Raw genomic sequence first — 15,505 nt, forward strand, 5'->3', positions numbered from 1 at the left:
TTATGATGAAAATTCCGGTTAACGGCTTAGAATTTCTATCAGATAATGACGGACCAATAGATTCTGAAGTCATCAATCCATATCTCCAGATTATCTCTGCGGGGCTATTATCTTCATTAAAATTAACTTCACAAAAGGTTACGGTAGCCAGCACTTTCACGGTCGAGATGAGCATTACCGCAAATGAGGATGTTTATAATGTTACGCCAACCCTACTTGTTCTTGATGGTTCTGGAAGTGCGAGTTTAATCAGTGTCCCTCAGGCTATTTCTACCCTTACCGCGGGTTCTTTTCACGAATTTATCTGGATCTACAAAGCCTCTCATATCCCGGGCACACTTACCTTTAGCGGCTATGCAACATCGACGACCCTTTCCTCTATCAATACTTATTCCGAGATTCTTTATATTCAGGAGATACCTACAAAGTTAGTTATTCGACATATCCCAAATATGCCTTTTGAGGTAAATAAAGGACAGCAAGATGTGATTCCAATGAATATTATCTTTCAAAACACTGGAACTCCGACCTTGACCGGAGATATAAAAATTGGAACATTGACCTTTGATGTAGGCACAATACCAGGTCGGGCAATAGCCAGAATGATGATTAGTCAATCTGGGATTATCTATGGAAGCAAAACCAATCTTGAGATATCAGGAACAATCACTGTTTTACCATTAACAACACCAGTTAGTATTCCACCTGGTCAAAATGTAGCCGTAAATTTAATTATTGATATTCCAACTTCATCCACAACTAATAGATTTCAAATAAGTTTGATTCATATTGATGCGAATTCTAATGTTATTGAAGCCGCATTTCCCCTTAATTCAGGCTGGACAAATATCAAAACCCAATCACCGGGCATAAAGGTAAATTTCAAGAATGAAAATGTTCCAAAGTTTGCCAATAAAGGACAAAGCAATGTCTGTGCGGGACAGATTGAATTTAAAAATGAAGGAGAAAATGCCAGTGATGTCAAGGTGACCCAACTTATTCTCAATGGAACTATTAGCCCAATATCTAATGTCCGGGTAAAAGATGAGGATATTATCTATGGCGAGGTTGCGGTTGCGGGAAATCCTGTTACCGTTTTTTTCTCGCCGGTTATTACCTTGAACGCCAATATCCCTAAAATAGTGGATATAGTGGTCGATATAATTGAAAATCCATTATCTACGGAATTTCAAATCGGTTCTATCACCATTTTTGCCAGGGATTCAAATACAGGGGAGGATGTGCCAGTGAACTTTGGTAGTGTCACAACATCTTCGATTAAATTACAGGATTTGGCACAGCAGATTATTGTTTTTGCAACCTCCACTATCCCAACCAAAGTCTATCAAAATCAAACAGACATCAATGCCTTTGAATTAACCATAACTAATCCAGGGACGATAAACAGTGCCAGTATCTTATTAAAAGAGTTAAAATTATTCATACCTGAAGTTGTAAGTAAGATAATAGTTGAAGGCTTTGGAACATATTCTGGAATCCAGAATTTAACACTTTCAGCAACAATTACTCCACAGGCGACGATTACGATTAATTTAAAAATAAACATTGGTGGAAATTTAGGTGAGTTTAGATTAGATTTGCTCGATTTAAAATTCGTTGATGCCAATGATTTTCACACAATTACACATACTTTTGGCTCTATTTCTGTTTTATTCCAGGTTAAAGAAAAACCTGTTGGACTTTCAGTTTCATCTCAAACTCATATCCCGGTAAATGTGGTAAAAGGAAATAAAGATGTTCACGCTCTAACGCTTATTTTTAATAATCAAGGTGGAACAAATACAGATGAAATTAAGATAGGCACGATAACTCTAAGTTTAGCAGATAGATTTAATAATCCAATTCTGCCTGCGGCTGTTTTATCCAGATTAATTTTATCTTATGATGGCACCCAGACGGAGAAGACCGAGATGAGTGGTTCAAAGGTAATGGTAAATTTAGTGCCTATTTTGAAGGTAGCGGTTGCTGATTCAAAAACGGTCGAGGTAAAAATAGATATATCAGATTTTGCCACAACGGGTAATTTTAAGGTTGGAGTAGAGGATATTGAGGCGGTGGATAATTGGGATAATCCAATAGCCGTTTTGGGTGTTTTCCCGCTCTGGTCTGAGCAAACGACTATTTTTGAACCAGCCATTGAACAATCGTTTACCAACTACCCCAATCCTTTTGCCGCTGGTAAAGAATCCACAACGATTGCTTATTACTTACCGCAAGATGGGTATGTCACGATTAAAATTTATACGGTGATAGGGGATTTAGTCAGGATTTTATTGCAGGATAATTTTAAGGCACACGGGATGAATGAAGTCCAATGGGACGGTCGAAATGGGGTAGGGGAGGTTGTGTTAAATGGGGTTTATTTCTGCCAGATTAATGTCCATTATGTCAGTGGTGGCTCGGATAAAAAGGTGCGGAAAATAGCAGTTGTCAGGTAAATTGAAGGAAAATGTCTTTTAATGGCAAATAAGTCCATATCTCATTCCTCCAAATGACTGAGCTATTACAATGAATTCAAAAACTTTGTTGACATAGGATAAATTTTTTGGTAAAATATCCCCATAATGAGCAAAAATGAAGGTAACATCCAAATTCGAGCAAAGCGAGAATGTTGCGAAGCAAAAAATGCCCAAAAAGCAATTTCCTATCAGTAAATATAAAGTTACGGTAAGGGTTCAGGTAGGATAAAAATAAGGAGAAAGGGAGAAGATGGAGAAGTGGAGAAAAGAAGAGTTAAGTGATAGGATTATTAATGCCTGTATTAATGTCCATAAAAAGTTATGACCTGGTTTTCTGGAGAGCATCTATCACAATGCCTTGAAGGTTGAGTTTGCAAGACACAGGATTGATGTCCGAAGGGTGGAGCAAGAAAAAGTTTGAGCCATTTCTCCAATTCTCCCTTTTCCCCATTTCTCCTTGTTTACACTTCTAATGTATAGCCCTGAACGGTTACAGATTATTATAAAAATGGACAAGAGAGAACTTGCTTTAATTTCAAAAGAGGGTGAAGGCTACTTTGTGGAATTTAAAGAAGGCTTATCGGGGGTCGAGAAAGACCTTGTCGCCTTTGCTAATTCTTCTGGAGGAAGAGTATTTTTAGGGGTGAGGCTGTATTCAAAAGTTGCCTACCGCTTTACAGGAATGCCTCGAAGGGAGAATGTGTACGAATATCCCTTTGATGCCATAAGAGAAGCTGTTATAAATTCAGTGATGCATAAATACTATTTTGAGCATGGTCATAACAACATTCTAAGATTTTTCCCTGATAGAATCAAGATTGAAAACTATTGGCAAAAACCATCTAATTTTATACTTGGAGAAACAGTATTCAGAAGAAACCACCTTATTGCTGATCTATTTGCCAAGATACATTTTGCTGAAAAGATGGGCACAGGTTTTGAAAGAATAAAAGAGATATGCAAAAAAGAGAATGCTCCTTTCCCAGAAATAGAGTTTAATGAGAATTATTTTTATGTAACTTTTAAGCAAAGCCATGAATACTTAAAACTTGCAAAAAAGGGAATTTTAGAAACTACCCCTAAAACTACCCCTAAAACTACCCCTAAAACAGGTGAAAAGATTATTGCTCTACTTCGGGAAAACCCACGACTTACAAAAGAAGATATATCAAAAGAATTACATCTCACACTTGATGGCATAAAGTATCATATCCGGAATTTAACAAAAAAAGGTGAATTAAAATGGGAAGGTCCGAGTAAAGGCGGATATTGGAAAGTGCTATTATGAAAAATAACGAGCTGTTTGATCTCGCCAGAAGGCTTGTAAAACTTAATGAAGAAGCAAAGAAACCTGGAATATTTACAGGTGACCGCGAGTTGCTTGAATGCCCAAAGAACAGAGAAAATATCTTTTCCTGCCCTAATTGTGGGGAAGTTATTGCATTAGAGGAGGAAAATGAATGAGCACCGATACTACCTTTTTTACCAATGAGCCAGGTGCTACTCTACTTGACCGGTTCAAGAAAATATTAAAGGATGTCCAATATCTTGATGTATTGGTTGGATATTTTCGTACCAGTGGCTTCCATCAATTATATCAATCTCTTGAGGGCATTGAAAAGATCAGAATCCTGGTTGGCTTGAATATGGACCGCAAAGCTTATGAAATTATTGAAACAGCCAGATTTCAGGGTAAACTTGATTTCGAATCGCACAGCAAAACCAAACACCTGTTTGTTGAACATACTATATCTGAAATGGAAGGCTCTGAGGATTCTTACCAAACAGAAATTGGAATCAAAAAGTTCGTAGAGTTTCTGACCACCGACTGCCCTAATAAAGAGCAGGATATTAACCACGGTGGTAATGGGAAGAAGCTGGAATTTCGTGTCTATCCCAGTGAAAACATTCATGCTAAGGTCTACATTAGCCGATTCCACAAAGATGCCCTGGATTTTGGCCGGGTTGTTACTGGTTCCAGCAATTTCTCTGAAAGCGGGTTTGTGGCAAATAGAGAGTTCAATGTTGAGTTAAAAGACAAAGCCGATGTTGAATTTGCCTTGAACCAATTTGAACAGTTATGGAAAGATAGTATAGACATTTCACAAGATTATATTGAAACCATTCAAAAGAAAACATGGCCCAATGAAGATATTTCCCCTTATCACATCTATTTGAAAATGCTTTACGAATACCTGAAGGAAGACATTAACTTAGACCAGGAAATTGACCTGCACCTTCCTGAAGGATTCCTTGATCTCATGTATCAAAAGCAGGCGGTGCTTTCAGCAAAAAAGGTTTTGGAAGCTTACCACGGCGTCTTTCTGGCTGATGTGGTCGGTTTAGGAAAAACTTACATATCTGCCTTATTGGCTCAACAATTACCTGGAGGTAAACTAATAATTTGTCCTCCTGTCTTAGAGGATTACTGGAAGGAGACATTCTTTGATTTTGGAATTAGTAAATTCAGGGTTGAATCTGTGGGCAAACTTGATCATATCTTAAAAAAGGGGATAGAAAAGTATGACTACATCTTTGTTGATGAGGCTCATCGTTTCAGGAATGAATATACACAGGGGTTTGAAAAGCTTCATCAAATCTGTTTTGGTAAAAAAGTCATACTTGTTTCAGCCACACCACTCAACAATACCTTTGGTGATATTTACAGTCAGCTAAAGCTTTTCCAGATTCCCAAAAAGTCCACCATCCCAGGAGTCCCAAATCTGGAGAGATTTTTCAAAAATCTGATGGATAACCTTAAAAACTACGATAAATCTGACCCCGAATACCTTGAGGTCTTAAAAGATTGGTCTGGTAGAATCCGAGAACAGGTGTTGAAATATGTAATGGTTCGCAGAACACGCATGGAGATTAGTAAATACTTTAGCGATGATATTGATAAGCGAGGTTTGTTTTTCCCTGAGGTAGAAGAGCCAAAACGAATCATTTACCGATTTGATGAACGAATCACTACCGTGTTTAACCAGACCATCGGATTGCTCAAGGTATTCAAGTATTCACGCTACACCCCATTGCTTTATCTTAAAAGAGAGTTATCTGAATTTGATAAACAAAGGGAGCGCAACATCGGCGGATTTATGAAAGGCATTCTGGTCAAACGACTGGAAAGCAGTTTTGATGCCTTTCGTAAAACCCTGGAGCGCTTTGTAGAATCTTATAAAAAATTTATCGATATGTTCAATAAAGGTACGGTACTCATTAGCAAAAAGGTGAATGTGTATGACCTGCTAAATGAAGATAATGAGGAAAAGATTCTGCAACTGATAGAGGAGGAAAAGGTTGATAAATATGATTCAGGTGAATTCAGACCGGAATTTATTAAATATCTCAAAGCTGATTGGGAGTTGCTTAAGCAGATTCGTAATTTGTGGGAAGAGGTAGATTCAGACCCTAAACTCGAAGCATTTATCAAAAGGCTGCATGGAGAACTCAAGGATAAAAAGATCATCGTCTTTACCGAATCCAAAGAAACTGGTGACTATCTACATAAGAATCTGAATAGACATTTCCCTGGCAAAGTCTTATTTTATTGTAGTGCCGGTGGTTTACTTTCTGATAGGAGAAAAACTACATCCCTTGCCAGAGAACTGATCAAGGAAAACTTTGACCCAACACATAGTGTTAAAAATGATGAAGTGCGCATTCTGCTCAGCACGGATGTGCTTGCAGAAGGTATCAACCTGCACCGTTCCAACATTATCATCAACTATGATCTGCCATGGAATCCGACTAAGGTCTTGCAGAGGGTCGGACGTGTCAACAGGGTAGGCACTGAACATAAAAATATCTGTATCTTTAACTTTTTTCCAACAGATCAATCTGAAGAGCATATAGGGCTGGAAGCCAATATCAAAGCCAAAATTCAGGCCTTTCATGACACCCTGGGTGAAGATACCAAATATCTTACCGAAGAAGAAATTCCTGCTTCCCACGAACTTTTTGGTGATACCTTGTATAAAAAACTCACCAGTAAAAAGACATACCAGGCTGAAGAAGAGGAACGGTCTGAACTGGAATACTTAAACTTTATTCGGGATATTCGAGACCACCAACCTGAACTCTTTGAGAAGATTAAACATCTGCCTAAAAAAGCTCGATCTGCCAGAGAAGATGATGTTAAAACCGAGCAGTTAGTCACCTTCTTTAGAAAGGGTAAATTGAAGAAATTTTTCATCACTGACAGCGAGGAATCACAGGAGATTACTTTTTTTGAGGCCGTAGATCTCTTTAGATGCAAACCTGATACACCTCGTCAGAAAATACCAAAACAATACTATCCTATGCTGGATAAGAATAAAACCCAGTTTGATCTGGTCACATCAGGGGAGATGTTAGAAAGTAAAGGCTCGGGCAGGCAAGGTGGACGCTCCAATGAGAGTTATGTAATCAGACGGTTAAAGGTAAAAGAGTTCCAACAATACCAGGGCTTCACCGATGAAGATGAGGAGTATATTCGGCAAGTTTTGAAAGGATATGAAGATGGTGTTATCCCGCAGAATACTACCAAAAGGATCAAGAAGGCAATCGAGGAAGAGACAAATCCTCTTAAGGTTTTAGCTGTATTCAAGAAAAATATTCCATATAATATTCTGAGCTTGACTAAAGCACCTCAACCGCAAGTGTTGGCTAAAAGAGAGGTTATTTTATCTGAATACTTAACTAAAGGGACTAAAAGATAACTATGGACAGACAAACAGCCATTAATCTAATCGCTAATACATTTAATCATCCTTTTAATGAGGATAAATTTCGGCACTTTATTCGAAACCTGCTTAATGATGTGGATGAATCCGGAAACTTTGAGTACTATGGCCGATACATACCCGATTCTTTCAAAGAGCACATCAGAAAATACAAGAGAGTTGGTAAATATGCTGACCCTAAAGGGAAGGAATTAGATGTCATTATTGTTCACTTAAAACGAGAGACAGCCCTGGATAGAGCTCGCACGATGCAGCGTAACTTCATTGCCTGGTATCTCAAAAATAGGGGCGAAAAGGATGCGGCAGTAGTAGCATACCATACCGATACTCCGGATGACTGGCGGTTCTCCTATGTGCGAGTGGAATATAAGCAGGAGACTACAGAATCCGGAAAAGTCAAAGTAAAGGAAGAACTTACCCCTGCCCGAAGATACTCCTTTCTTGTAGGCAAAAACGAACCCACCCATACTGCCCAACAGCAATTAATTTCAATATTTCAGGATGACAGACTCAATCCTTCTCTGGCAGACCTGGAAAAGGCATTTAGTGTTGAAGCCGTGACCAGGCAGTTCTATGAGGACTATAAAGGGTTGTATGAAAAATTGACACAAGAGTTGAATAGCCTCATGGAAGAAGATGGCAGGATTAAAAAAGAGTTTGAAACCAAATCTATTGATACAGCTAATTTTGCCAAGAAGCTATTAGGCCAGATCGTCTTTCTTTACTTTTTGCAGAAGAAAGGCTGGTTAGGTGTTGGCAAGAACAATGAAGGCAGTTTCAAACCCTGGGGCACAGGACAGAAAAATTTCCTTCGCTTACTTTTTGAAAAGCAGTTTATCAATTATCACAACTTCTTTAATGATGTGCTGGAGCCTCTATTTTACGAAGCATTAGCAACCGAAAGAGCCAACGATTTTTATTCTCCCTTTAACTGTAAAATACCATTCTTAAACGGGGGGTTATTTGAGCCTATCAACGAATATGATTGGCAACAGACGGATATTTTTATTAATCACGAGCTTTTTACTGAAATTTTTGACACCTTTGACCGTTACAACTTCACTGTGCGAGAGGACGAACCACTGGAAAAAGAGGTTGCCGTTGACCCGGAAATGTTGGGTAAGGTCTTTGAGAATCTCCTGCCTGAAAATCTTCGCAAGGGACAGGGAGCATACTATACACCCCGTGAGATTGTTCATTATATGTGTCAGGAGAGCCTGATTAATTATCTGGACACCGCAGTCAATACCGGCGAAGTTTCACTGGCACAAACTCCACCTACCCAGGGAAAGCTATTTGGAAAGCCAGACCCTGAACAGATGGTACTAAAAACCACAGGATACAAACCTTTAGTTCCACGGGAAGATATTGAAGAGTTTATTCGAAAGGGAGAGTTTGCTGTGGAGCATGATATTGCTAAGGAGAAAGGCACAAAAACTTACAAATACCAGGTGCCTGAATCCATTCGAAAAAACGCCAAATTACTGGATGATAAATTGACAGCAATCAAAATCTGCGACCCGGCTATCGGTTCCGGGGCATTTCCTGTAGGCATGATGCACGAAATTGTCAAAGCCCGAAATGTGCTCACAACCTACATAGAAGACAGTAAAGAACGGAGTGCCGATAAATTTAAACGCCACTGCATTCAGGAATCACTTTATGGCGTGGATATTGACCCTGGTGCTATTGAAATTGCCAAGTTACGATTATGGCTTTCACTGATGGTGGATGAGGATGACTACTATGCCATTAAGCCCTTGCCTAACCTGGACTACAAGATTATGCAGGGTAATAGCCTGATTGAGGATTTTCACGGTATTTCGTTGAATATAGAAAAAAAGGAAGAATCTCAGGGAAGCCTCTTTGATATGGATTCCGAATTAGATCGTCTGATCGAAGACCTGCATCACAAACAAAATGCCCTGTTCAATGCTACTCATCCATCAGATAAGAAAGAGCAGAAAGAAGAGGTGGAAAATGCCATTGTGAAAATCTTCCACTATGAATTACAGAGGCAGAAAGAACCCTATTTTAGAGAACTGAAAAACATTAAAGAATCAGCCAGGCGGTTTAAAGAAGAAGAACAGCAAAAAATCTATGATATCGAAAAGGTCAAACTGGACAAAAAATACAACTTTGATTTTGAAACCGTGGAGAATGAGCTGCGGGAGATGACCCACGGCAACAAGGTGCGCAACTTCTTTCCGTGGAAACTATACTTTGCCGATGTGTTTCGGCAGAAAGGCGGGTTTGATGTGGTGATTGCTAATCCGCCGTATATTTTCGCAAGAGAAAGCAAGAAGAAGGGGCTGTCAAATGAAGATAAAGGATATTTTTACGAACATTATGAACTTGCTGAATATCAGGTGAACCTGTACCCCCTCTTCATCGAGAAAGGAACTTATTTGCTGCGGGCAAATGGTTGCTTCTGTTTTATTACCCCCAACAACTGGTTAACGATCAACACAAACAGGAGGTTGAGGAAGTTCGTTCTTGGGCAGTCAGACATCACTATCGTCAATTTCTATGCCCGGGTCTTTGAAAGTGCCGCCGTGGACAGTGCTATCATCATCTTCAGGAAATCTGTCGATAACCGGCATGTCGCCTTGTATGAATACACAGACGACTTTAGATTCATCAAGGAGGCGGAATGTGGTTTTTTCCTTTCCCATCGCAACCATGTTATTAATATCGAGGCTTTCAAAGGTGGTGGAATTTCCGAGGTGATGGAGAAGATTGAACGTGGTTCGGTAAAACTCGCACAAGTTGCAGATGTCAAAGCAGGTTTGAAGGCATATGAGATCGGAAAAGGGAATCCTCCCCAGACCAATGAGATGAAGACAGATCGCGTCTATCACTCTACTCGTAAGATTGATAATAGCTACATCAAGTACCTGGATGGAAAGGATGTATGCCGTTATTACCTTGACTGGACTGGTGAGTATCTCAAATATGGAAACAACTTGGCTGCACCACGGAAAGACTTCCGACTTTATTCCACCAGCAGAATCCTTGTGCGCCAGATTCCAGCTAAACCTCCATACTGTATCCACGCCTGCTTGATTGAAGAAACCGCTTTGAATGATCTCAACTCCATGAACATCATCAACATTCGAGAATCACCTGAGTGCGTGCTGGGTATCCTAAATTCTCGTCTCACATCTTTCTGGTTTATCCACAAGTTTGGCAAGATGCAGCGGGGAACTTTTCCGCAATTCAAAGTTAATGAACTTGCTGACTTTCCCTTGCCGAAAAACCGGGCAGAGCGGAGTGACGAGATTGCTAAGCTGGTTTCCCAAATTCTCTCCCTAAAAAAATCCGACCCGCAGGCAGACACCAGGGCATTGGAGGCAGAGATTGACCGTCTGGTGTATGACCTCTATGGATTGACAGAGGAAGAGATTGCTATTGTGGAGGGGAGTGTTAGGAGGTAAATTCTGTAAGGAGAAACCCAACTTTTGCCATTTTTTATTGCTTTTTGGCAATACTTTTGTTATACTTCTATAGAGTTATTCTGAAATCAAATCTTCTGTCATTTGTTGAGGACTAAAATGGATAGCCAATTTGAAGATTTAAACATAGATACTAAACGAACAGCGAATAAATCGACGAAATCCAAAAACTCATTAAAATCTTTGAAGTAAAAATCAAAGACAACATCCAAGAAGTTTGGGGGTGTAACTATGGAAACATCATGGAATAGTAAACATATTCTAAAGGTTCAAGATGACCGTGAGCCAAATATAGTGGAAGAGCCAGATATCAAAAAACATCGGCAGCGTGTTGAACCATGGCTAACAGCTCTCTTCCAAAGCGATCATCTTTCTTTATTGGTGGGGTCAGGACTTTCATTAGCTGTTCATAAGCTTGCTACAGGGAATTCTGGTGAGGGGATGGCGAAAATAGCATTCTCTGTTTTTAAGGAACAAATGGATACCTGTGTTGTTGAGGCAGCCAGAAAAGCTGGACGAGGGAATGGGAACATTGAAGATCAGATACGTGTTGCTAATGATTTATTGCAAGGATTGGAAATATATACATCAACAGGTGTGTTCGGCTCAAAAAAGATTAAAAAAGAAATGGGGAAATTCAAAGAAGAAATTAATTCAGGATTGTTTGAATTTGTAAAAAGAATTCTTCAGACAGAAAAAAATATTGTGAATGCATCTAACCCTAAAGCTGCTGAATACTTGTTGAACTTTATGGTTAGTTTTGCTAGTCGATCTGGCACGCGAGAACGTTTAAACATTTTTACTATTAATTATGATCGTGTAGTCGAATTTGGTGCAGAGTTAGCAGGTATTCGTTTGATTGATCGGTTTGTTGGAACGGTAAATCCCATTTTTCATTCGTCACGCTTAGAGATCGATATGCATTACAATCCCCCTGGTATTCGTGGAGAACCACGCTATCTAGAAGGAGTCGTACATTTTGCGAAGTTGCATGGCTCTTTAGATTGGGTTTATCAAAATGGAAATGTCAGACGCATATCAGTGCCTTTTGGGGCTGAAACAGTTGAATCGTATTTTACTTTGTTGGATGGAGAAAAGCCTAATGCACAGTCATTAATGATTTATCCTAATGCATCAAAAGATCGTGAAACCTCTGAATATCCATATGTTGAGCTTTTTCGAGATTTGGCTGCAGCCATTTGCCGTCCTAACTCAACTGTGATATTGTATGGATATGGCTTTGGCGATGACCATGTTAATCGTGTTATTAAGGATATGCTAACAATACCGTCTAGTCATCTTGTTGTTATTTCTTATAATGATGAGGGCGATAGAATTCAAAGATTCTATGATGATGCAAAACGGCCAGCACAAACAACGCTTCTAATTGGTGAACATTTTGGGAATTTAAAAACACTCGTTGATGGTTATCTTCCTAAGCCAGCGATTGATCGAACTACTTTTCGTATGGTTGATCTTCTCAAGTCAAGAGGGGTTATTGTTGACGAGCATAAAGAAAAGGAAGGTGAACAATGAGTTTTACTCCTATAGAATATTCTTCATCTTTGCGAATTGGAACTGTTGAGTTTGTGGCTCCTGATGAAATAAAAGTTTCACTTGATTTAGAATCACCTGATGGGATTGCCGCAAATGCAGGAGTGCCTCGTTCATTTCCTCGCATAAATAATTATGTTATTGTTCCATCGGAGGCAGGGTATATTGTAGGGCAAATTGAATGGATCGCTGTTGAGCGTTCCCCTTTCCCAAAGCGTAAGGGTTTCCAGGATTATGGCTTGGTGGACCTCCCTTTTCCTTTACGGAAAATGCGAGTTAACCCCCTTGGTATATTAAAGGTTGATGAAGATGATAACTTTCTGTTTCGGCGTGGTGTGCAAACATTCCCCAGCATAGGCGAACCTGTGTTGATGCCTACAGATAAACAGCTTCGTGCTATTGTTGAATCCGGCGAAAAACGTAGGGTAAAGATAGGAACCAGTCCTTTAGCCGCTAATGCGGATGTGTGTATTGATCCAGATAGACTTTTTGGCCGGCATTTAGCAGTTTTAGGGAATACGGGAAGTGGGAAATCATGTTCAGTTGCTGGTTTAATCCAATGGTCGTTAGATGCAGCTAAAAAAGATGAGCGTAATCCTAATGCACGGTTTATTATACTTGACCCAAATGGTGAATACTCAAGAGTATTTAAGGATAGAGGTCGCATTTTTACAGTGAATGCGACTGATAACCCTTTACAAGTGCCGTTATGGTTTTGGAATAGTGCTGAATGGTGTTCGTTCACTCAGGCTAGCGCAAAGGCACAACGGCCGTTATTGAAAAGGGCTCTCAGGGAGATTAGAATCGGGAGGTCAGATTTGACTGTCTCAACTGAAGAGGCTCAAAAACTTGAACTCAGACGCTACCTTTCATCAAATATGATCTCTATACGAAACGACTTACAGAGTGGTGCGATAAGAACAGATGAGTCAAAGTTTGGGTTCCGGTTAAAAGCTATTCTGAATGATTTAGATGTTAAGAAAACCGTCTTTACAACATATAATATCCAGAATATTTGCGATAAAATCAAGACGGCCTTGACTGCTACCTACAAAGAGTTCACTGAAAAGCCCACAAACAAATTAGTAGAATACTATCGTGCTTTTACTGAAGAACAAGTCAATGATATATTAAATGCGTTGAACAATGTTTTTCAAGACCTTGGAGGAATTGTTTATCAAGAAGGCCCTGATGAAGATATTCCTATTTCTTTCTCTGGTGCTGAGTTTTCAGATCATCTTCAGAGTTTGGCTGAACAAGAGAATGTGAGCCAGTTCCTTGACTTTTTGATAATGCGGATTCGAACAATGCTTGCCGATACTCTTATGAAGAAAATCATCGGAGATGAAATTAACATTACCCTTGATAAATGGCTGGAAGATTATATTGGGAAAAATAAAGCAGAGAATGGTTGTGTTACCGTCATTGATCTTTCTCTGGTTCCCACAGAAATTATACATATTACAATTGCAGTAATTGCTCGTATAACATTCGAAGCCTTGCAACGGTATCGAAAGCTTGAAAACAATCCTTTGCCTACGGTAATGGTTATGGAGGAAGCTCACACATTTATTAAACGATACAAGGAAGATGTTGAAAATCAGAACACTGCTGCTATTTGTTGTCAAGTATTTGAGAAAATAGCGATGGAAGGGCGCAAATTTGGGTTAGGTTTAGTCCTATCTTCGCAACGTCCATCAGAACTTTCTTCAACAGTTCTCTCACAGTGTAATAGTTTTCTCTTGCATCGCATTAGTAACGATCGTGATCAAGAATTGATAAATAAATTAGTGCCAGATAACCTTCGCGGATTGTTACGTGAGTTACCTTCTTTGCCCTCTCAAAATGCAATCTTATTGGGTTGGGCATCTGAACTCCCTGTCATGGTTAAGATGAATGATCTTTCCGACGAAGAAAGACCGCACTCAGATGACCCTGATTTTTGGGATGTTTGGACTGGAGAGAATATCGAGGGAGAAAAAGTGGTTCGTGAAGTTAATTGGAAAAAGATTGCTGATGAATGGCAATGTAAGGATGCATCTACAATCGCAAAGAGTGACAAAGTGGAGGATTTGGAACAAAACACAGAGGGAATGGATGATGTACCGTTTTGAAAATTTCAAGACTATGATAAAGAGCCAGAATTGTAGTGCTTGACATTATCTTCTTTAATCCTGACAATCTGCGGTCATCTGCGTCCTATAAAGAGAAAGATAAGGAAGGTATAGATGCTATACTTATATCTTGATGAAAGTGGAGATTTAGGGTTTGATTTCGTGAATAAGAGACCATCAAAGTATTTCACGATAGCCATTCTTGTGGTAAAAGGATATGAAGAAAACCGATTACTGTTAAAGGTAGTAAAGAAAACTTTAAGTCGAAGATAAGGTATGATTCTGTTTATTTGCCATAAAAAAGAGCGTGCCTTGTGGGCTTGTTGCGCTGTGGCTTTTGCCAACCGATGGATGGGAACACCACAGACAACCCACAACGGGCTTACCGCTCAATTAATAATATACTACATTTTGCTTCATTTGTCAAGCACTTTTTTTTTCAAAGTCGAGTTGTCATTTGCATTACATTTTCTATCAAAAGCAGGAGCGATTAACCCATACCTCCAGAAGAAGCAATGCAATTATTAGAGAACAAAGAAACCCAAATGGTTAAATACATGATTGGAGAAACGATATGACCAAAGAACAACTCCATAAACTAATTGCCCAAGGAGAAGGGCAGCGGTTAGAGTTCAAAAAATCTGTTGCTGAATTAGATAGGATTATTCAGACTTTAGCTGCCTTTGCTAATACCAATTCCGATGGCGGATGTGTCCTCATTGGAATAGGGGATAGGGGCAGAGTCAAAGAAGTGATAATTGGCAGAGAAACAGTAAGGCAAATAGCCAATAAAATCGCAGCTCATACTGACCCTGTTCTTTACCCTGAGATTGAAGTGATAAAGGAATCGGGGAATAAAGGTATCATCGTAATCACCATAGATGGAAGTCCTAATAAACCCCATTTAGCCTTTGGCCGGGCATATAAAAGGGTAGGTTCTACCACCACACAAATGACCAGAGCAGAATATGAGAATCTGCTGTTAGCAAGACACAAAGATAAGTTTCAATTTGACTCTCAGGTTTGTGAAGGAGCTGATTTAGAAGATATTGATGAAGAAAAGGTAAGGTGGTTTTTGAGAACAGCTAAGACTAAGAGAGGATTAGCGATAGAGGAGAATGCATCTATAGCGGTTATTAACTGGAAGTTTACATAGGATAATACCCATAAATAAGGCA

9 protein-coding genes are annotated in these 15,505 nt (G+C 39.4%); all 9 read left to right on the forward strand.

The features are described from left to right. A partial coding sequence (locus AB1422_02780) for a hypothetical protein (GenBank protein ID MEW6618271.1) occupies positions 1 to 2,459 on the forward strand: 2,459 nt, incomplete at its 5' end. A gap of 529 nt (positions 2,460 to 2,988) precedes the next feature. Then, positions 2,989 to 3,768, forward strand: coding sequence for an ATP-binding protein (locus AB1422_02785; GenBank protein MEW6618272.1), 780 nt, complete (start codon positions 2,989 to 2,991; stop codon positions 3,766 to 3,768). Next, the gene (locus tag AB1422_02790) at positions 3,765 to 3,944 is read left to right on the forward strand and encodes a hypothetical protein (protein MEW6618273.1); all 180 of its coding nucleotides are present in this window, start codon (positions 3,765 to 3,767) and stop codon (positions 3,942 to 3,944) included. Before AB1422_02785 ends, AB1422_02790 begins: the two co-directional genes overlap by 4 nt. After that, positions 3,941 to 7,180, forward strand: coding sequence for a helicase-related protein (locus tag AB1422_02795; GenBank protein ID MEW6618274.1), 3,240 nt, complete (start codon positions 3,941 to 3,943; stop codon positions 7,178 to 7,180). Before AB1422_02790 ends, AB1422_02795 begins: the two co-directional genes overlap by 4 nt. A gap of 2 nt (positions 7,181 to 7,182) precedes the next feature. Then, on the forward strand, positions 7,183 to 10,641 hold the full coding sequence (locus AB1422_02800) for a TaqI-like C-terminal specificity domain-containing protein (protein MEW6618275.1): 3,459 nt from the start codon (positions 7,183 to 7,185) through the stop codon (positions 10,639 to 10,641). A 249-nt stretch (positions 10,642 to 10,890) separates the two neighbouring features. After that, complete coding sequence (locus AB1422_02805; protein MEW6618276.1) at positions 10,891 to 12,195, forward strand: SIR2 family protein; 1,305 nt, start codon at positions 10,891 to 10,893, stop codon at positions 12,193 to 12,195. Continuing rightward, positions 12,192 to 14,327 carry an ATP-binding protein gene (locus AB1422_02810; GenBank protein MEW6618277.1) on the forward strand — a complete coding sequence of 712 codons (2,136 nt, stop codon included), beginning with the start codon at positions 12,192 to 12,194 and terminating at the stop codon, positions 14,325 to 14,327. The genes AB1422_02805 and AB1422_02810 overlap by 4 nt, the downstream gene beginning before the upstream one ends. Before the next feature lie 114 nt (positions 14,328 to 14,441). Next, positions 14,442 to 14,600: a DUF3800 domain-containing protein gene (locus tag AB1422_02815; protein ID MEW6618278.1), complete on the forward strand. Its 159-nt coding sequence runs from the start codon at positions 14,442 to 14,444 to the stop codon at positions 14,598 to 14,600. A gap of 301 nt (positions 14,601 to 14,901) precedes the next feature. Continuing rightward, entirely contained in the window at positions 14,902 to 15,483 is a 582-nt protein-coding gene (locus AB1422_02820) for an RNA-binding domain-containing protein (GenBank protein ID MEW6618279.1), read from the forward strand. Positions 15,484 to 15,505: the final 22 nt, after the last annotated feature.

This window comes from bacterium (genome assembly GCA_040757115.1).
Lineage (GTDB): Bacteria > UBA9089 > CG2-30-40-21 > CG2-30-40-21 > SBAY01 > JBFLXS01.

What these genes read in the sequence shown, in the direction of transcription:
- AB1422_02810 (MEW6618277.1), top strand. Translation starts at nt 12,192, where the DNA reads ATGAGTTTTACTCCTATAGAATATTCTTCATCTTTGCGAATTGGAACT.
- AB1422_02805 (MEW6618276.1), top strand. Translation starts at nt 10,891, where the DNA reads ATGGAAACATCATGGAATAGTAAACATATTCTAAAGGTTCAAGATGAC.
- AB1422_02795 (MEW6618274.1), top strand. Translation starts at nt 3,941, where the DNA reads ATGAGCACCGATACTACCTTTTTTACCAATGAGCCAGGTGCTACTCTA.
- AB1422_02815 (MEW6618278.1), top strand. Translation starts at nt 14,442, where the DNA reads ATGCTATACTTATATCTTGATGAAAGTGGAGATTTAGGGTTTGATTTC.
- AB1422_02820 (MEW6618279.1), top strand. Translation starts at nt 14,902, where the DNA reads ATGACCAAAGAACAACTCCATAAACTAATTGCCCAAGGAGAAGGGCAG.
- AB1422_02800 (MEW6618275.1), top strand. Translation starts at nt 7,183, where the DNA reads ATGGACAGACAAACAGCCATTAATCTAATCGCTAATACATTTAATCAT.
- AB1422_02785 (MEW6618272.1), top strand. Translation starts at nt 2,989, where the DNA reads ATGGACAAGAGAGAACTTGCTTTAATTTCAAAAGAGGGTGAAGGCTAC.
- AB1422_02790 (MEW6618273.1), top strand. Translation starts at nt 3,765, where the DNA reads ATGAAAAATAACGAGCTGTTTGATCTCGCCAGAAGGCTTGTAAAACTT.